We start from the raw sequence: 18,485 nt of genomic DNA, 5'->3' as shown, positions 1-18,485 counted from the left end.
ATAGTAGCGAAGTTCCTGATTCCACACTGCCAAGAAAAGCCTCTAGCGAGGAAAAAGGTGCCCGTACCGCAAACCGACACAGGTAGGCGAGGAGAGAATCCTAAGGTGAGCGAGAGAACTCTCGTTAAGGAACTCGGCAAAATGACCCCGTAACTTCGGGAGAAGGGGTGCTCTGGTAGGGTGCAAGCCCGAGAGAGCCGCAGTGAATAGGCCCAGGCGACTGTTTAGCAAAAACACAGGTCTCTGCGAAGCCGTAAGGCGAAGTATAGGGGCTGACGCCTGCCCGGTGCTGGAAGGTTAAGAGGAGTGCTTAGCGCAAGCGAAGGTGCGAATCGAAGCCCCAGTAAACGGCGGCCGTAACTATAACGGTCCTAAGGTAGCGAAATTCCTTGTCGGGTAAGTTCCGACCCGCACGAAAGGCGTAACGATCTGGGCACTGTCTCAACGAGAGACTCGGTGAAATTATAGTACCTGTGAAGATGCAGGTTACCCGCGACAGGACGGAAAGACCCCGTGGAGCTTTACTGTAGCCTGATATTGAATTTTGGTACAGCTTGTACAGGATAGGTAGGAGCCTTGGAAACCGGAGCGCCAGCTTCGGTGGAGGCATCGGTGGGATACTACCCTGGCTGTATTGAAATTCTAACCCGCGCCCCTTATCGGGGTGGGAGACAGTGTCAGGTGGGCAGTTTGACTGGGGCGGTCGCCTCCTAAAGAGTAACGGAGGCGCCCAAAGGTTCCCTCAGAATGGTTGGAAATCATTCGCAGAGTGTAAAGGCACAAGGGAGCTTGACTGCGAGACCTACAAGTCGAGCAGGGACGAAAGTCGGGCTTAGTGATCCGGTGGTTCCGCATGGAAGGGCCATCGCTCAACGGATAAAAGCTACCCCGGGGATAACAGGCTTATCTCCCCCAAGAGTCCACATCGACGGGGAGGTTTGGCACCTCGATGTCGGCTCATCGCATCCTGGGGCTGTAGTCGGTCCCAAGGGTTGGGCTGTTCGCCCATTAAAGCGGTACGCGAGCTGGGTTCAGAACGTCGTGAGACAGTTCGGTCCCTATCCGTCGTGGGCGCAGGAAATTTGAGAGGAGCTGTCCTTAGTACGAGAGGACCGGGATGGACGCACCGCTGGTGTACCAGTTGTCTTGCCAAAGGCATCGCTGGGTAGCTATGTGCGGAAGGGATAAGTGCTGAAAGCATCTAAGCATGAAGCCCCCCTCGAGATGAGATTTCCCATCACGTATGTGAGTAAGATCCCTAGAAGATGACTAGGTAGATAGGTCAGAGATGGAAGCATGGCGACATGTGGAGTTGACTGATACTAATCGATCGAGGACTTAACCACACTATAAAGCGGAGGCGGCTTGAACAGAGACGACAAGCATTTCTGGGCAATCAGAAGAGGGTGCTTTTTACCCTCAGCTGATTGAACTGAAATGACCTCGAGTCTCTAGCCGCCGGAGCTGGACTGCATTCTACTTTCAATAGTAGATGCAACAATTGGTCGATATTAGGCTTTCTTGACATCAATTCTTTATCTAGTTTTCAGGGAATAAATTTTCATTTATACCTTGATTTTCACTGAAAATATTATATAATAATATTTGTCATTGTAAGCAATATGTCTGGTGATAATGGCGAAGAGGTCACACCCGTTCCCATGCCGAACACGGAAGTTAAGCTCTTCAGCGCCGATGGTAGTTGGGGGATCTCCCCCTGTGAGAGTAGGACGTCGCCAGGCCAAATCATTCCGCAGTAGCTCAGTGGTAGAGCTATCGGCTGTTAACCGATCGGTCGCAAGTTCGAATCTTGCCTGCGGAGCCATTGCTTCCATAGCTCAGCAGGTAGAGTGCTTCCATGGTAAGGAAGAGGTCACCGGTTCGAGCCCGGTTGGAAGCTTTTATTTTTTTTACAAACCGGCCCATTGGTCAAGCGGTTAAGACACCGCCCTTTCACGGCGGTAACACGGGTTCGAATCCCGTATGGGTCACCATTTTCTTTTTTGAGGGAAATAGTTACAAAACGGAGGATTAGCTCAGCTGGGAGAGCATCTGCCTTACAAGCAGAGGGTCGGCGGTTCGATCCCGTCATCCTCCACCAAGTTTTTTTACGAAAGTAAAATAAACTTCATTAATTTGCGCCAGCAAAATATCTTTCCATGAACTGCTTTCATTACGCAGTATTCACCACAAATTTATATATGCCGGTGTAGCTCAACTGGTAGAGCAACTGACTTGTAATCAGTAGGTTGGGGGTTCAAGTCCTCTTGCCGGCACCATTGTTTTTTAGCTGGAGGGGTAGCGAAGTGGCTAAACGCGGCGGACTGTAAATCCGCTCCTTCGGGTTCGGCAGTTCGAATCTGCCCCCCTCCACCATTTTGTATATTTCAGTGTAAAATGGACATCCTATAAATGTCCCTTTTTTATGCCATTCACGTAATTATTGGGCTATAGCCAAGCGGTAAGGCATCGCACTTTGACTGCGACATGCGTTGGTTCGAATCCAGCTAGCCCAGCCATTACGAGCCATTAGCTCAGTTGGTAGAGCATCTGACTTTTAATCAGAGGGTCGAAGGTTCGAATCCTTCATGGCTCATCACACATTTTCTCACATCTCTTGGTGTGAGAATTTCTCTATATGGGGCCTTAGCTCAGCTGGGAGAGCGCCTGCTTTGCACGCAGGAGGTCAGCGGTTCGATCCCGCTAGGCTCCACCAAAGAAATTTTGCAAAGCGAAAAAATCATCATACATACGACATGATAAGACCTCAAATCTTTTAGGAGATTCGAGGTTTTTTTGTTTCACTAATATTCTTACATCCCATGATCAAAAATCCCTCTCACCACGCATATATATGCACAATCTTGTCCAGTTGAGTCATCGGTCCCTCTAGGGATACAATAGGGACAGGACGTAAATTTTGAATAGGGGGAATTTTTGATGAAAAGAAATATTTCAATTATTGGTGTACCGATGGATTTAGGTCAAATGCGCAGAGGTGTGGACATGGGACCGAGTGCGATTCGTTATGCCGGTATCGTTGAAAGACTTGAGAACCTGGGATATGACATCAAGGACCTTGGTGATATCGAGATTGGTCAAGCTGAGCGTGTACATAATAATCCTGATACAAATTTACGAAATTTGAAAGCGGTTGCTGAAGCGAGTGAAACACTTGCCGGTAAGGTGAATGATGTCATCGGCAGCGGAGATTTCCCGTTGATCTTTGGTGGGGATCACAGTATTGCAATTGGAACATTGGCAGGGGTTTCGCCTCATTATGAGAACTTAGGGGTGATTTGGTATGATGCCCATGGTGATTTGAATACAGGAGACACCTCTCCGTCTGGAAATATACACGGGATGCCCCTGGCAGTGAGCCTTGGGATCGGCCATGAGGATTTAACGGGGATCGGGCAAAGTTCACCAAAGATCAAGCCTGAGAACATCGTCATCATCGGAGCACGTTCTCTAGATGAAGGAGAAAGGGAGTTAATTAAGGAAAAAGGCATCAAAGTGTATACGATGCATGAAATCGACCGCCTTGGTATGACAAGGGTTATGGAAGAGTCCATTGATTACTTGAAGGGAAGAACGGATGGGGTTCATCTATCACTTGATTTAGACGGCCTGGATCCAAGTGATGCCCCTGGAGTAGGGACTCCTGTCCTTGGAGGGATCAGCTACCGGGAGAGTCATCTGGCGATGGAAATGCTAGAGGAGTCCGGATTGATTACGTCTGCTGAATTCGTGGAGGTAAATCCTATCCTTGATGAGAAGAATAAGACGGCTACGGTTGCCGTTGCGTTAATGGGATCTCTCTTTGGAGAGAAGTTACTTTAATCATATTCAAAAAAGGCTGGAACCCTCTAAGGATTCCAGCCTTCATCTATTTCCCTTCAATGGTGCTTGACTACTTGATATTGATTTAACAGATCGTCAAGACGAGTGCTCAAATCAACTACTTGCTCATCGGCAAAGGAAGACTTTAATGCTAGTTCGACCATTTGGCGACGGCAGTCTTCAATTTGAAATAATAAATCATTCACTCTTCTTCTCATTTCGAGATCCTCCCGCAATAGAATATTAGTTCCTTTATACCCCTTTTCTAATAAATGTAAACACATTTCCCTAAAAATTTGTTAGGATAATAATATAAAAAAATTGAAACCTTTTGATAGGGTACTACGTATATAAATATAGCCGCATAGAGCGGAGGTTGTGAAATGGAAGCGTTAGTGAATAAACGGATAAAACAAGTATTGAAAGGTGATCAAAATGCCTTTGCAGAATTGGTCGAGCTTTATAAAGATAAAGTGTTCCAAATTTGCTTCCGGATGCTAGGGAATCGTCATGAAGCAGAGGATATCGCCCAAGAGGCATTTATTCGGGCATACGTAAATATAGAGACTTTTAATCAAAAGAGGAAGTTTTCGACCTGGCTGTTCAGGATTGCGACGAATCTTTGTATCGACCGGATCCGGAAGAAAAAGCCGGATTACTTCCTGGATGCTGAGGTGGCAGGAACGGAAGGATTGACGATGTACTCACAGGTGGCTGCTGATGTTCAGCTCCCGGAAGATGAAGTGGAGAATATGGAGTTGCAGGAGACCATACAGAAAGAAATTTCCAAGTTACCGGAGAAATATCGATCGGTCATCGTTTTAAAATACATTGAAGAGCTCCCGCTTCAAGAAATCAGCGATATACTGGATCTACCGTTAGGAACGGTTAAAACGAGGGTACATAGAGGGCGGGAAGCTCTCAGAAAACAATTACGATCACTGTAGAGAGGGTGAGTGAACATGAAGCCTTGTCCTGAAGAAATCATCGACTATATGCACGATTATTTAGATGGAGACTTAAATAGGGAAAAAGAAGAAACGCTGAAACATCATTTGCAGGAATGCAGCGAGTGCCAGCATCATTTTCATGAATTGAAGAAAGCGATTGCGTTTGTACAAAGCACATCCCATATCAGTGCTTCTGCAGACTTTACAGATAAAGTCATGGCGGGATTACCGAAAGAGAAGAAGAAGATCGGGGTACAGAGATGGTTCCGTCACCATCCGCTACTTACGGCTGCGGCTCTGTTCCTGTTCTTTATGACAGGAAGTTTCCTTACCTCCTGGAATGATGAAGACTTCTCATTTACGAAAAATACTAAATTAGTCGTTCAGGATCATACGGTTGTCGTACCTGAGGGGGAAGTTGTAAAGGGTGATCTGACCGTCCGGAATGGTGATGTGAAAATAGAAGGAAAAGTCACAGGGAACGTGACCGTCATCAACGGTAAGCAATACCTGGCTTCTGCAGGCAGTGTGACAGGGGAAATCCATGAAATCGATGAGGCGTTTGAGTGGCTTTGGTACCAGATCAAAAAAGGGGCTAAAGACACGGTGGATTGGGGAAATTCGCAACTTGAAGAAAAGTAGGATAAAATAGAGGGGATGGAATGTAAGGTCCGTCCCTAAAGGGCTGACACTTATGATGTTCGTGTCAGTTTTTTTATGCAAAAACGTGAGTTCATGAAGAGAATAGAAAGAATCATGAAGCCGTGGGTGTCTTTCATTTGACAGTGATAAAATGTGCTATAATAGGAACGTTACGAAAATGGAGAAGCCACACATGGCGGCTTACGCTTTCGATTAAGCTATTGGAGGATGTAATATGCCGTTTATCGATATTTTTTCGGATTACTCCGCGCTGGATTATGTCTCTGATATTGTAGATATACTCGTTGTATGGTTTGTAATCTATAAACTGATCATGCTGATAAAAGGAACGAAAGCAGTACAATTATTAAAAGGTATTTTTGTCATCATCATTGTAAGGGGCCTGAGTAGTATCTTTGGTCTCGATACACTGGGATGGATGATGGAACAAGCCCTCACATGGGGGTTCCTTGCGATCATCATCATCTTCCAGCCTGAACTCCGCCGTGCCCTTGAACAGCTTGGGCGTGGCCGTCTGTTCTCGAGGACAGGGCTTCAGGAGGAAGAAGAGCAGGAACAGATGATTGAATCCATGACAAAAGCCGTAAGCTACATGGCAAAGCGTCGGATCGGGGCCCTCCTTACTCTTGAGAGGGAGACGGGGATGAGTGATTATATTGAAACAGGTATACCCCTTGATGCGAAAATTTCGTCCCAGCTGCTCATTAATATCTTCATCCCGAATACACCACTCCATGACGGAGCGGTGATTGTACAGAAGAATCAAATCGCAGCAGCTGCATGCTATCTTCCGTTATCAGAGAGTCCTTTCATCTCTAAGGAACTGGGAACAAGGCACAGAGCCGCACTCGGTGTCAGTGAAGTGACAGATAGTATCACCATCGTTGTATCAGAAGAAACGGGAGCTATCTCCATTACGAAAAATGGGGAGTTGCATCGCGACCTCTCTCTGGAGCGCTTCAGGGAAATTCTTACGTTAGAGCTAATTGGCGATAAGACGAATGCTTCCTCGACAAAATGGAGCTTTAGGGGGAAGAAAGAAAATGGATAAATTCATGGAAAGCCGCTGGTTCATGCGTATCGTCGGACTCATGTTAGCCTTCATTCTTTACCTATCCGTGAACTTTGACGATATTCAGAAGACGGCCAACAATAGTAACGGTACGTCCCAGAATGCAATTGAAACAATCCAGGACGTCCCGCTTGAAGTGTTCTACGATAGTGAGAACTTGGAAGTGTCAGGCTTGCCAGATACGGTGAATTTGACCGTGGAAGGATCAAAAGCGATTGTCCAACAGACGAAAACCCTGAAAGACTTTCAAGTATATGTTGATTTAAATGATATCGGAATAGGCGAACACCGGGTGGATATCCAGATTCAGAACATCTCTGATAAATTGGATGTAAAGATCGACCCTGATTTCGCCAATATTTCCGTCCAGGAAAAGGTCACGGAAGAATTCTCAGTCGAACCTAAGTTCAATGAAAGCATTCTGTCTAATGGATATGAGGCAGAAGGTCTTGCCGTTGATCCGAAATCCGTGAAGGTGACAGGTTCGAAGAATGAAGTAGAGCGGGTTGCCTACGTGATTGCCACACTCGATGTAGACGAAGAGATCAATGAAAATGTGACAAGGGAAGCCAGGGTGCAGGTACTTGATCGGGAGTACAACAAACTGGATGTCCAGATAGATCCTGAAGTGGTGGATGTGACGGTGTCAGTTGTGAATCCGAGTAAAGCCGTACCAGTCACTATTAAACAAAAGGGAAGTCTTCCGAAGGGTACTACCCTTGAGTCGATTTCAGTGGAACCTAAAGAAGCAACGGTCTTTGGAAGGCAGGATGTACTCGACACAGTGGAAGAACTCCTGGCAGAAGTCGATCTTTCCAAGATCACGAAGGATTCGACCATTACTGTGCCCCTCGCCCTCCAGGATGGATTGAATAAAGTGGCTCCCGAAGAAGTGAAAGTCACAGTTGATGTGAACACAACCGAGGAGAAAAGCTTATCCGGAATCGAAATCAAACCTGAAGGATTGGCTGACGAATATGAGTACACCATCATGGAACCTGAAAACGGAGTAGTGGACGTGTCACTGAAAGGTGAGAACGAAGAAGTGAGTGGTGTGAAGAAAGAAGATTTCTCTCTCGCTCTCGATCTTACAGGGCTCGAACCCGGGGAACATGAGGTAGAAATAGAAGCGGAAGGGCCTGAGAATGTTGAATGGACCCTTTCGCAAAAAAAGGTAAAAGTAGAAATTAAAGAAAAGAACACATCAGCATAGAGCTGTAAAAAGGAGAGAATGACAATGGGTAAGTATTTTGGAACGGATGGAGTAAGAGGTGTAGCAAATACCGAATTGACACCGGAATTAGCGTTTAAGCTCGGCCGATTTGGTGGATATGTTCTGACAAAGGATGCTACACGTCCCAAAATATTGATTGGACGGGATACCCGTATTTCCGGCCATATGCTGGAAGGGGCTCTTGTAGCGGGACTTCTTTCAATAGGTGCTGAAGTGATGCGCTTAGGCGTGATTTCAACTCCTGGTGTCGCTTATTTAACGAAGGCGCTGGGAGCTCAGGCAGGGGTTATGATTTCCGCTTCTCATAACCCGGTAGCAGATAACGGAATTAAATTCTTCGGACCGGATGGCTTCAAGCTTTCCGATGATCAGGAAAGTGAAATAGAAGATCTGTTGGACCAAACCGTTGACGGGCTTCCTCGTCCAACCGGCGCAGATCTTGGACAGGTAAGTGACTATTTCGAAGGCGGTCAGAAGTATCTGCAGTATTTAAAACAATCAGTAGACGAAGATTTCGATGGTTTACATATTGCGTTAGATTGTGCACACGGTGCTACATCCGCTCTTGCCACTCACCTGTTCGCTGATCTGGATGCCGATATTTCCACAATGGGAGCATCCCCAAATGGATTGAACATCAATGAAGGTGTCGGGTCCACTCATCCTGAAACATTGGCTGAAATGGTGAAAGAAAAAGGTGCGGATCTGGGTCTTGCCTTTGATGGAGATGGAGATCGGATCATCGCCATTGATGAGCACGGACAGATCGTCGACGGCGATCAGATCATGTACATCTGCGGTAAGTACTTGAAATCACAAGGGCAATTAAAACAGTCTACCGTTGTATCGACTGTAATGAGTAATCTAGGGTTCCATAAAGGACTTGAAGAGAATGGCATCCAGAGCATCCAGACAGCCGTAGGAGATCGCTACGTTGTAGAAGAAATGAAGAAAAACGGCTATACACTCGGCGGTGAGCAGTCTGGCCATATTATCTTCCTCGATTACAATACGACAGGGGACGGACTTTTAACGGGTATTCAGCTTGTGAACATCATGAAGGTGACGGGTAAATCACTGTCTGAACTTGCCGGGGAGATGCAGAAGTTCCCTCAGAAGCTTGTGAACGTACGAGTGACGGATAAGCACCATGTCACGGATAACGAAACGGTGAAAAACGTCATTCAAAAGGTGGAAGAAGAAATGAACGGAAATGGCCGTATTCTTGTACGTCCTTCCGGAACAGAGCCTTTGGTACGTGTAATGGCGGAAGCACCTACGGAAGAACTTTGTGAGCAATATGTGAATGAAATCGTACAGGTCGTCGATCAGGAAATGGGTCTGAACGAATAGTTGATTTTTCATGCACAAGGGGTCAATATGAGCCTCTTGTGCATATTTAATTAGTAGAGTCCTTTTGAAAGGTTTACCACTGTACTGTGTCGGGAACATGACAAAGGGATAACAACTTCTTGATGTTATCAGATTTATATTGACGAAGGAAACCTGCTGGTGTATGATGATTTTGTTTTCGTTTTTCAAATAAAATGGGAATAGGATTCAAGAAGGAAAGGTGGATTGTAAGTAAAAACCCTATAAAGCGCCAGGACTAAGCGATGGATACGTAAAGGATCGTTTAGTTGACGAGGTGGAGGTTTATCGAGTATTCGGCGGATGCCTCCCGGTTCGCATATGTCACCGAACCGAAAGTTTCGTCCTTAAAACGTTAAGGCAACTTAATGCACAAAGGGAAGAAAAAAGTGACCCAAAATACTAATGACAAACAGAGATAAGGGGGCAAGTTGTCCCCAAAAGAGTTCTTGCCCCCTTGCATGTTCAGGGAGGATATATTAATTATGTGTGGAATTGTAGGATATATTGGAAGTTCAGATACAAAGGAAATTCTTTTAAAAGGTCTTGAAAAGCTTGAATACCGCGGTTATGACTCTGCGGGAATTGCCGTTCAAAATGATGAAGGCATCCATGTATTCAAAGAGAAAGGCCGTATTGCCGATCTTCGCGGAATCGTTGATGACAGTGTATCAAGCAACACAGGAATCGGTCACACTCGCTGGGCTACCCACGGTGTACCAAGCCAGGTGAATGCTCACCCTCATCAAAGTAATTCAGGACGCTTCACGATCGTTCATAACGGAGTAATCGAAAACTACTCCCAACTGAAGCGCGAATACCTGACAGATGTAACCTTCAAGAGTGATACGGATACAGAAGTCATCGTTCAGCTGATTGAAAAGATCGTGGTAGAAGGGAATACAGTAGAGGAAGCTTTCCGTCAAACGCTGATGCTTCTTAAAGGATCTTATGCCATTGCCCTTTTAGATTCTGAGAACGATGAAACCATCTATGTAGCGAAAAACAAAAGTCCACTTCTTGTAGGTCTTGGAGAAGACTTCAACGTTGTCGCAAGTGATGCGATGGCGATGATTCAAGTAACGGATCAATATGTTGAGCTGATGGATAAAGAAATGGTCATCGTAACGAAAGAAAAGGTTGAAATTCAAAACCTGATCGGTGAAGTAATGGAACGTGCTCCTTACACGGCTGAAATCGATGCCAGTGATATTGAAAAAGGAACATACCCTCACTACATGCTGAAGGAAATTGACGAGCAGCCATTAGTGATGCGTAAAATCATCCAGGCTTACCAAAACGAGAACAACGAGCTTCACATCGATGAGCAGATCGTCGGCGCGATGAAAGAAGCGGATCGTATCTACATCATTGCATGTGGAACGAGCTACCACGCTGGTCTGGTTGGAAAGCAATTCATCGAGAAGAGCGCAGGGATCCCTGTAGAAGTTCATGTAGCAAGTGAATTCAGCTACAATATGCCTTTACTTTCTGAAAAGCCATTGTTCATCTTCATTTCTCAAAGTGGAGAAACAGCAGATAGCCGTGCCGTACTGGTCCAGATTAAAGAGCTGGGACATAAATCATTAACAATCACAAACGTAGCAGGTTCTACCCTGTCCCGTGAAGCGGATTACACATTGCTTCTTCATGCAGGACCTGAGATCGCTGTTGCTTCAACGAAAGCGTACACAGCACAGCTCGCCGTGCTTGCAATCCTTGCACACGTCGCAGGTAAAGCATGTGGAAACAACCAGGACTTTGACCTTGTTCAGGAACTGGGTATCGTGGCTACTGCCATGGAAGCACTTTGCGATACGAAAGAAGAGTTTGAAGATATCGCACGCGAATATCTTGCAACTACTCGCAATTGTTTCTTCATCGGTCGTTCACTGGACTTCTATGTAGGTCTTGAAGGTGCATTGAAGCTGAAAGAAATCTCTTACATCCAGGCAGAAGGATTTGCCGGAGGAGAGCTTAAACACGGTACGATCGCCCTTATCGAAGAAGGTACACCGATCGTTGCCCTTGCAACACAGGAAGAAGTAAACCTAGGCATCAGAGGGAATGTGAAAGAGGTAGTCGCTCGTGGAGCCAACCCTTGTATCATTTCCATGAAAGGTCTAGAAGACGAAGAAGATCGCTTCGTCATCCCGGAGGTTAACCCATTGTTAACACCTCTTATCTCTGTCATCCCATTACAATTAATCTCTTACTATGCTGCCCTGCACCGCGATTGCGATGTAGATAAGCCGCGTAACCTGGCTAAGTCGGTTACGGTTGAGTAAGGGTTGAATAGAAAAAACCGGTTGGTCCTTTTGGGCTGACCGGTTTTTTCTTGTCTATTCCTGATCTGAAAGCAGCACCCGATGACTTCTGAAGAATGGCATTAAATCTCTGCCCGTAGATTTCTCCATAGACGCGATAAAGTCACGGGTTGTGGAAATGCCGAATTTCTGCTGTTTAAAATAGTTTTGCATGGCCGAATAAAACGACTCGTCACCAAGCGTCTCACGTAGATCATTGATTGTGCTGGATCCATAATCATAGATCATATGATAATAAGCACCGATTCCTCCATCATCGGCTCTTGCAGTGAAATCCGAAATCTGGCTTGAAAGGTGATAATGTGAATCATCAACAGGGTCTACTTGTAGTGAATCGAGTTCCCCGTCATATAAAGCAGCAGCGAAACTGGCGAAGGATTCGTCGAGCCACGGTTCATCATATTCGTTATTCCCGATAATGCCGTAGAACCATTGATGACCGATTTCGTGTGCATTGACCGATTTGGCCCAGTCAAGTGGACGATCCCCGGCAAGACTGATCATGACAAGCTGTGGATACTCCATACCGCCGAACCAGCCTTCCATCGTGACGACGTCAAGCTCGGGCCAAGGGTATTGGCCGAATTTCTCACTGAAGAGCCTGATACTGTCTTCCCCGGATTCAAGAAGGGCAGCGGCGTATTTGGAGTGCTCGTCTGAATAATAAACATTCACTTTGACATTATTGACCTTAGTAGAGATCACCCGGTAATTTGGATTCATTTCCAGGGCGAAATCACGTACATCTTTGGCTTTATAGCGGTGGGTGGCTTTACCAGCAGAAACCTCAGCCTTGCCGATTTCTTCCCCAGTAGCGACAATCACCTGGTCTTTATCGGTTGTGACCGTCACATCAAATTTCCCCGATAGAGAATAGAAGGATTCCCCGTATGGATAGTAAGGATCGACATTCCATCCCTCGTCGTCATAAACCGCAAGGATCGGGAACCAGTTTCCCATGGAAACTGTATCGCCGTACCATCCGAATCGATCCTGTTGTTCAGGTAAGCTCACTTCGAAATCCATGCTGACGGTTGATTTCTTATTTTTGCTCAATGAAAGTTCCTTGATATGTAGTGCTGTTTCATTTATTTCGAATGAGGCGTTTTTCCCGTTTACTTTTACATCGGAAACATTCATTCCGCCGCCGTTTTCTTTAAAAACCTCGGCATTTCCCCAAAGATTGAAATACAATTCGCTTAAGTTGTTTTTAATATTATTCTTAAACGTTACTTCCAGGGTGCCGGCCGCCTTATGAGTGGCAGAGTTATAGTCTACATCGATGGTGTAAGAAGGTTTAGCAGGACCAAGAGCATGCTCATTCTTCTGCTTGCCTTTTTTGGAGAATGGCTGGGAGTGGAGTGTTGAAAGATCAGGTGTTTCGGATGGGACATAAGCCCCTTTAGGTTCTTTTTTCATAGAATCCGTTCCGATTGCGGAAGCAGGCAAAGCGACTCCGATTGAACATACGAGTGCAATGGCTCCCATTGATATTCGTTTCGTTAAACCGCTCATCTTCATTTTTATCCCTCCTATAAGTTAGAAACTCCATCATATATTTAATGGAGAATTTCGGTTACTTAATGGATTCTGTAAAGAGGAGCATCTTCCCTTGATACTATTTTCTCAATTTTTGGAAATTCACAAGTAGGGTGGAAAGGGCGACCTATGTGTATTGACCTAGGAAGAGCCGAGCAAAGCACTTTCCTTTACCCACCCGCCCAAAACCCTTATAATCATACAAATAGATTCCGTTCTCTTCGTGCACCAGCGAATGTGAGTAACCTGCTGCTTCTTGCAGTACAGGTTACTTTTTTATTGGAAAGGGTACGATAAAAGAGAATGAAAAACGGTGCGTAGATAAGGGTTTGATGAGATATGAAACATTTACATAGACAGCATATATGGCTGGGGAGGATCCTTGCGTCCGATCCCGGCAGAAAAAGGTTTCAGCAGGCTGGTAAAGCTACGATCAGCTTGATATCGGCTGTATTTACGATGCTTTTCTTATTGAAGCATTTCGACCATCCTTCCATCACCCCGGCCATTGTGTCAGGGATGGTGGGGATGCTCGGGATTTTTGTCGTCATGGATGATACGACGGGAAAAAAAAAGATAACGACCTTGCTGGTTGGTGGTTCAGTAGCCACCGGGATCACATTGGGCTCGGCCTTTGCCCACTACAGTCTCGTGGTGAACGCTTTATTGGTAGGAGTCATTTTTAGCGCTTTTTACTTTTCACGCTTTGCCATCCGCTATTTTTCCATGGGAATGGCAGGGTTTATGTCGATCTATATATCGTCGATCTTACAGCTGGATGTCGCCCATCTTGAATGGTTTTACCTCGGGATCGTCATTGGGCTTGTGTACGCTTTTCTTTATAACTTCATCATTTTTAAAGATTCTGTCCATATGTTAAGAAGGAGTATGCGTTCTTTTCATATTCAATCCAACTTGACGTTTACCATCTTAATGAAGATGATAGAGGATCCGAATACGAGCAGTAAGCGGAGAAAGCAATTGGACCGAAACGTGAGAAGGCTGAATGAGTATGCGAGAAGCGTAGCGGGTGATATTAATGAAAATGATTTAAAGAAGCTGTGGCCCGGTATCGAAGCGTCACAACTTCGTTTATATGTCTTTGATACTGAAATGCTCATTCAGACTCTCACGGATTCATTGAAAAAGCTGAAGGATCTGGAAGCTTTGGAGGTTATCGAGCTCAGGCGCTTGTTAGTATGGGTTCTTCGTTCTCTCCGTGATGCAGAGGTACTGGCTCAGGATTATGATCCCCGTTCCCTTGAGGAAGCGGAGAAGGCAATCCAGGGTCTTCGTTTGTTATTGGTAGAGGTTCTGAATCAGGAAGAGGAACCTGAAGGCTGGGTATATCTCCTGAGACGGATCGAGTCCATTGCGAATCATGTCCTGGAAGCGGCCATTACGATTCAGGAATTACTGAATGTGTCAGAGCACAAGGAGTTGACTGTAGAGAGCGATGCTGAACCGGAGGAAGAAGACAAAGAAGATGAGTCTGAAGAGGACAAGAGTTTAAAACCGTCTACGCGTAAAGCGATACAGGCCCTGGTAGCGGGAACGCTTGCGATTATCGTCGGGGTGCTGATCGCACCTGCACAGCCGTACTGGGTTTTGCTCACAACCTTTATCGTTCAAATTGGTACTGAAACGGTAGGCAGAACGTATATGAAGGCTTTCCAACGGTCGATTGGAACGGTGATCGGAGCCATCATCGGATTCGGAGCCGCAAACCTTGTATCCGGAAATTCACAGCTGGAGGTTGTTCTCCTGTTTGCGGTCCTGTTCCTCGCCTTTTATCTTTTCCCGGTTTCCTATACATTGATGAGTCTATTTATTACGATGCTCATCGCCTTTATGTATGACCTCCTCCTCGGTGGAATCAGCATTCAGCTCATGGGGGCACGTGTCATCGATACGATTGCAGGAGCCGTGATTGCCCTGATTGTCTCAGCGTTTGTCTTTCCAAAAAGAACAAAGGACAAAGTCGCAGATAGCTTTGATGATTTCTTTGGGGATCTTCAAGGATATGTATCTTCCTATATTAAAACCTTTACGGTCCCGAAAGATAAAGCGTTGACAGATCAGGCGTTTGATCTGGATCAGAAGCTTCAGGCGATCAAGGATGAGGCACAATCCCTTCTGCAAAGACCCGGATCTTTGACGAGGTCGGGAGTCGGGCGCTGGATCACAGTGGTGACGGCCATTAATTATTACGCAAAGCACCTTCTTGCTTCTTCCCATCGGAAGGTGCCGGCAACGGTTTCAGAGGAGCTCAGCAGTGCGTTTTCAGAAACGGAAGAAAAGATTTCTCAAAATATCGAGACCCTCCGGCAATTGTTAAAAGAACAGGGAAGTGCTCCCGTCATGTGGGATTTAAGCCCGGAGCGGGAAAGAATTGAAACCCAGGCTCCAAGCTGGCGTAAGTCCCAGGTGGACCTTATTCACCATTTCTACTATGTGTGGAGGATCAATCAATCGATCGTGGCACTTGGGATGGAATTAGGGGCGGAGGTGAAGAAAAGGTAAAGTGGATTCCACTTTACCTTTTTTTCATGATGCCAATGGGGTGCTTTTTTTGTCAGTAATTGTTTTAACTTGTCAAAATTCGGGAAGAGCATACCATCGACATGAATTTGAGGTGGAAGAATTGACAACGAACAGTTTATTGCTGACAAAAGAAGATATGACAAACCCTGAGCTTGTCCCTCAATGGGTTATAGAAGAATATAAGAACTTTCATGAGGTTGTAACTGACCGCACGTTCCCTTGTTACTTTGGTATGACCGGAGAGAAGAAGGGTGAGCTTCGGTATTCCTATATCACTCATGATAATTGGGAGCATCTTCCCCAAACGATTCAAGAGTTCATCGACTTGTTTGATGTACCCGAAGGAGAGCGCCTGATCCGTCACGGCTTCTTTTTATTTGTGGAACCTGAAAAGGAGGAGAGGTCCATCCCTCATTACAGGGATTATTTCTGGAGAATCCTGCAGTTTCTCCATCGCGAGGATAAGGAGGATTGGCCAGAAGATTATCCACAGGATCCGGATCATCATTTATGGGCATTTTCCTTTGCAGGGGAACCTTTCTTCGTGTTTGGGAATGCGCCAGCCTATAAGCAGCGAAAGACGAGGGATCTTGGGAATAGCTTAGTACTCGGATTTCAGCCAAGAAGGATTTTTGAAGGTTTGGAGGGTACGTCCAAGGGTGGCATCATGTCCAGGGAAAAAGTAAGGGAGCGGGTAGAAAAATGGGACGGCTTACCGAAGCATCCTAATATCAGTCATTACGGGGACCCTGAACACCGCGAGTGGAAGCAGTATTTTATTGGGGACGATGTGGAACCGATTGAAGGGAAATGTCCATTCCATCATAAATAATTTGAAAGAGTGCCGGGGTGTTCCCGGCACTTTTCATTAATATATATCCACATTTCCACTGGATACTGAAACATCAATGGTATATTGACCGGAGCCTGAGACCCCTGAAATATCCCCATCTTCTATCTTTTGATCTTTTAGAGGGAAATTGCACGAAATATCCCCGCTGCTTGCCTGCCCCTTCAGTTTAAAGCTTGCTTTCTCGGGTAGATCAAGCTTCACTCCCCCTGAGCTGACATCGAATGTCATGTCTCCCTTTAAGGAGTCCATGGTGACCGTTAATTCACCTGAGGATAAGTCGCCTTCAAGGGGACCTTCAAAGTTCGATAACTCTACATCCCCCGAACTGATATCCACTTTTCCATCCTCTGTTGAGAGGCCGCTTACGACCAAATCCCCTGAAGATCCATCATGTTCGAATACATTTGTCTCGATGTTTTCAAGCTCCATATTCCCTGATCCCATGTCAATCGACAATTCATCAAGCTTCCATTTCTTTGAATCAGATTCTCCCGCCATTACGAAATTGCCGGAGCCGATATCGATTTTCATGCTGTTCCTGTACTCTTTTGGGATATAAACCGTTACGTTTGATTTGCGATTGAATCCGATCCATTCATACCATTTATGCTTGACCGCAACGTCAATCGTATCTCCATTTTTATTTAATGTCATCGTGCCTTTTCCCTCAATATCGACCTGTACTTCATTTTTGTCAGTCGGTATGACTTCTGTGTCGCTGTTTTCCAGGTCCAGGTCGATATGTTTGATTTTATTCGTCACTTCAATCCGTTCCCCTGACTGACTTTCTTTTGCAAACAATGATGTATTGTCATTCAGGATGACATAGAGCGTCCCCAATGCAAGCAGTGCAATTATGACCGCAAATGCGTTTTTCATTTCAATCCCTCGCTTTGGTTTGTTTTTCCATAATTATATTTTAATCCAGAGCGGATACCATCACAATGAGCCATGGGATGATTTTTGAATGGGACCAGAGGCGGAGACGGAGAGCTTAAGATATAAACTACTGTAAAAGTAAGTATTGATCGGATTACCACGAAAGAGATCGGATGGATCAATGACGTATATGTAAAGAAGTCCTTCCGGGGAAGGGAGTATGCAACTAAGTTGTTAATACAAGCCCTTTTAGAGTTGAAGGATCGAGACTACGATAAAGTAAGGTTGAATGTGTACGTGTTTAATGAACAGGCAATTAAATTGTATGAAAAATTGGGCTTTACTGACGTTTGTAAGTTTATGAAGGTGAACCTGTAGAATTCCGTAAGAAAGAAAGAAAAGAAGACCAGCCGCATTGGCCGATCTTACTCTTTACTTCGCAATAAACATTTGTGTCCAATAAATCCCTTGGCTCGCATCCTTGGCTGTACCTACCCCAATATGAGTGACCTGTTTGTTTAAAATGTTTTTGCGGTGACCTGGACTGTTCATCCAAGCATTCACCACTGATTCTGGTGTTTTCTGCCCCACGGCAATGTTTTCTGCAGCGGTTGTGTAATCCACGCCAAAGTTCTCCATCATCTCAAACGGGGAACCGTACGTTGGAGAGGTATGAGAGAAATAATCATGCTCTTTCATATCCTCAGATTTCATCTCAGCTACATTGGATAACTCACCATCCATCTTTAACGGGTTGAGTCCATTTTTCTTACGTTCTTGGTTGGTTAGGTCAATGACTTGCTTTTGAAAACCGCTTGCATCTGAAGCTTGAGAATCTTGTTTGGGCTGCTGTGCAGGAGGTTGAGGTTGTGCTGTATCCGGCTCCCCGGCAGGTTGGTTCGGCTGGGGTGTCCCTTCATTACCGAATCGGTATTCTTCCCCAGGGTCTAAATGGGTGAATTCACGCACGTCTCCGTTTGGGTCAATCGGAGCCATAAAGCGGTGGAGGGCCGTTTGATTTCCTTGAGATCCATCCCTTCCTCCCCGGTCGTTGTTTCCAAAGGAAACCGGATCGTAATTCACGTTCTGGGTATCAGTGAGTGTATCATTTGTATCGTTATTGCAGCCAGTCATCATCATAAAAGGGATGACGGCACATAGTATGAGTCGTTTTTTCATGAGGATTCCTCCATTTTACATTGATTTCGCC

General features: G+C 45.5%; 14 protein-coding genes, 9 tRNA genes and 2 rRNA genes (1 of these 25 running past the window's edge). 21 read left to right on the top strand and 4 right to left on the bottom strand.

The genetic code is table 11. From position 1 onward, the window contains the following. The 12 genes from ATG71_RS03460 to rocF form a co-directional block, all read left to right on the top strand. A 23S ribosomal RNA gene (locus ATG71_RS03460) occupies nucleotides 1-1,346 on the top strand; it begins 1,591 nt to the left of the window's first position. A 279-nt stretch (nucleotides 1,347-1,625) separates the two neighbouring features. Next, nucleotides 1,626-1,742 (top strand): 5S ribosomal RNA (gene rrf / locus ATG71_RS03455). An 8-nt stretch (nucleotides 1,743-1,750) separates the two neighbouring features. Further along, nucleotides 1,751-1,825: transfer RNA gene (locus tag ATG71_RS03450), tRNA-Asn, on the top strand. A gap of 2 nt (nucleotides 1,826-1,827) precedes the next feature. Beyond that, nucleotides 1,828-1,900: transfer RNA gene (locus ATG71_RS03445), tRNA-Thr, on the top strand. A gap of 19 nt (nucleotides 1,901-1,919) precedes the next feature. Continuing rightward, nucleotides 1,920-1,994: transfer RNA gene (locus ATG71_RS03440), tRNA-Glu, on the top strand. 31 nt (nucleotides 1,995-2,025) lie between these two features. Then, nucleotides 2,026-2,101: transfer RNA gene (locus ATG71_RS03435), tRNA-Val, on the top strand. A gap of 102 nt (nucleotides 2,102-2,203) precedes the next feature. Continuing rightward, nucleotides 2,204-2,279, top strand: a tRNA-Thr gene (locus ATG71_RS03430). Nucleotides 2,280-2,292: 13 nt separating this feature from the next. Continuing rightward, nucleotides 2,293-2,376: transfer RNA gene (locus ATG71_RS03425), tRNA-Tyr, on the top strand. A 68-nt stretch (nucleotides 2,377-2,444) separates the two neighbouring features. Next, nucleotides 2,445-2,519, top strand: a tRNA-Gln gene (locus ATG71_RS03420). A 4-nt stretch (nucleotides 2,520-2,523) separates the two neighbouring features. Then, nucleotides 2,524-2,596, top strand: a tRNA-Lys gene (locus ATG71_RS03415). 44 nt (nucleotides 2,597-2,640) lie between these two features. Next, nucleotides 2,641-2,716: transfer RNA gene (locus ATG71_RS03410), tRNA-Ala, on the top strand. 224 nt (nucleotides 2,717-2,940) lie between these two features. After that, entirely contained in the window at nucleotides 2,941-3,843 is a 903-nt protein-coding gene (gene rocF, locus ATG71_RS03405) for an arginase (RefSeq protein ID WP_034765818.1), read from the top strand. Nucleotides 3,844-3,899: 56 nt separating this feature from the next. Here the strand turns inward: rocF and ATG71_RS03400 are convergent, their stop codons facing one another. Beyond that, complete coding sequence (locus ATG71_RS03400) at nucleotides 3,900-4,061, bottom strand: aspartyl-phosphate phosphatase Spo0E family protein (RefSeq protein ID WP_098438495.1); 162 nt, start codon at nucleotides 4,059-4,061, stop codon at nucleotides 3,900-3,902. A gap of 165 nt (nucleotides 4,062-4,226) precedes the next feature. Between ATG71_RS03400 and sigW the strand changes: the two genes are divergently transcribed. The 6 genes from sigW to glmS all read left to right on the top strand — a co-directional run bounded on the left by sigW (nucleotide 4,227) and on the right by glmS (nucleotide 11,421). Further along, on the top strand, nucleotides 4,227-4,790 hold the full coding sequence (sigW, locus tag ATG71_RS03395; protein WP_098438494.1) for an RNA polymerase sigma factor SigW: 564 nt from the start codon (nucleotides 4,227-4,229) through the stop codon (nucleotides 4,788-4,790). A 15-nt stretch (nucleotides 4,791-4,805) separates the two neighbouring features. Further along, nucleotides 4,806-5,435 (top strand): anti-sigma factor family protein, encoded by a 630-nt coding sequence (locus ATG71_RS03390; protein WP_098438493.1) that lies wholly within the window; start codon nucleotides 4,806-4,808, stop codon nucleotides 5,433-5,435. 235 nt (nucleotides 5,436-5,670) lie between these two features. Then, nucleotides 5,671-6,507, top strand: coding sequence for a diadenylate cyclase CdaA (gene cdaA / locus ATG71_RS03385; RefSeq protein WP_034765824.1), 837 nt, complete (start codon nucleotides 5,671-5,673; stop codon nucleotides 6,505-6,507). Further along, on the top strand, nucleotides 6,500-7,741 hold the full coding sequence (locus ATG71_RS03380) for a CdaR family protein (RefSeq protein ID WP_179886447.1): 1,242 nt from the start codon (nucleotides 6,500-6,502) through the stop codon (nucleotides 7,739-7,741). Before cdaA ends, ATG71_RS03380 begins: the two co-directional genes overlap by 8 nt. A 24-nt stretch (nucleotides 7,742-7,765) precedes the next feature. After that, nucleotides 7,766-9,115 carry a phosphoglucosamine mutase gene (gene glmM / locus ATG71_RS03375; protein WP_098438491.1) on the top strand — a complete coding sequence of 450 codons (1,350 nt, stop codon included), beginning with the start codon at nucleotides 7,766-7,768 and terminating at the stop codon, nucleotides 9,113-9,115. 503 nt (nucleotides 9,116-9,618) lie between these two features. After that, complete coding sequence (glmS, locus tag ATG71_RS03370; protein ID WP_098438490.1) at nucleotides 9,619-11,421, top strand: glutamine--fructose-6-phosphate transaminase (isomerizing); 1,803 nt, start codon at nucleotides 9,619-9,621, stop codon at nucleotides 11,419-11,421. 54 nt (nucleotides 11,422-11,475) lie between these two features. Here the strand turns inward: glmS and ATG71_RS03365 are convergent, their stop codons facing one another. After that, nucleotides 11,476-12,981, bottom strand: coding sequence for a M1 family metallopeptidase (locus tag ATG71_RS03365; protein ID WP_098438489.1), 1,506 nt, complete (start codon nucleotides 12,979-12,981; stop codon nucleotides 11,476-11,478). Between the two features lie 357 nt (nucleotides 12,982-13,338). Here ATG71_RS03365 and ATG71_RS03360 point away from each other — a divergent pair, with 357 nt between their 5' ends. Beyond that, nucleotides 13,339-15,522, top strand: coding sequence for an FUSC family protein (locus ATG71_RS03360; RefSeq protein ID WP_098438488.1), 2,184 nt, complete (start codon nucleotides 13,339-13,341; stop codon nucleotides 15,520-15,522). Nucleotides 15,523-15,679: 157 nt separating this feature from the next. Next, on the top strand, nucleotides 15,680-16,375 hold the full coding sequence (locus tag ATG71_RS03355; RefSeq protein WP_098441713.1) for a YqcI/YcgG family protein: 696 nt from the start codon (nucleotides 15,680-15,682) through the stop codon (nucleotides 16,373-16,375). A gap of 36 nt (nucleotides 16,376-16,411) precedes the next feature. Here ATG71_RS03355 and liaG read toward each other — a convergent pair whose 3' ends face one another. Continuing rightward, a complete protein-coding gene (gene liaG, locus ATG71_RS03350; RefSeq protein WP_098438487.1) occupies nucleotides 16,412-17,275 on the bottom strand; it encodes a LiaG family protein in 864 nt (287 codons plus the stop codon). A gap of 144 nt (nucleotides 17,276-17,419) precedes the next feature. Here liaG and ATG71_RS23920 point away from each other — a divergent pair, with 144 nt between their 5' ends. Next, nucleotides 17,420-17,653, top strand: a complete 234-nt coding sequence (locus ATG71_RS23920; RefSeq protein ID WP_098438486.1) for a GNAT family N-acetyltransferase — start codon at nucleotides 17,420-17,422, stop codon at nucleotides 17,651-17,653. Between the two features lie 54 nt (nucleotides 17,654-17,707). Here ATG71_RS23920 and ATG71_RS03340 read toward each other — a convergent pair whose 3' ends face one another. Next, nucleotides 17,708-18,454 carry a CAP domain-containing protein gene (locus ATG71_RS03340; protein ID WP_098438485.1) on the bottom strand — a complete coding sequence of 249 codons (747 nt, stop codon included), beginning with the start codon at nucleotides 18,452-18,454 and terminating at the stop codon, nucleotides 17,708-17,710. Between the last annotated feature and the right edge of the window lie 31 nt (nucleotides 18,455-18,485).

It is taken from the genome of Bacillus sp. es.034 (genome assembly GCF_002563655.1).
GTDB lineage: Bacteria > Bacillota > Bacilli > Bacillales > Bacillaceae_B > Rossellomorea.
The sequence above is the reverse complement of the archived record's forward strand: the minus strand, read 5'-3'. Positions and strand labels throughout refer to the sequence as shown.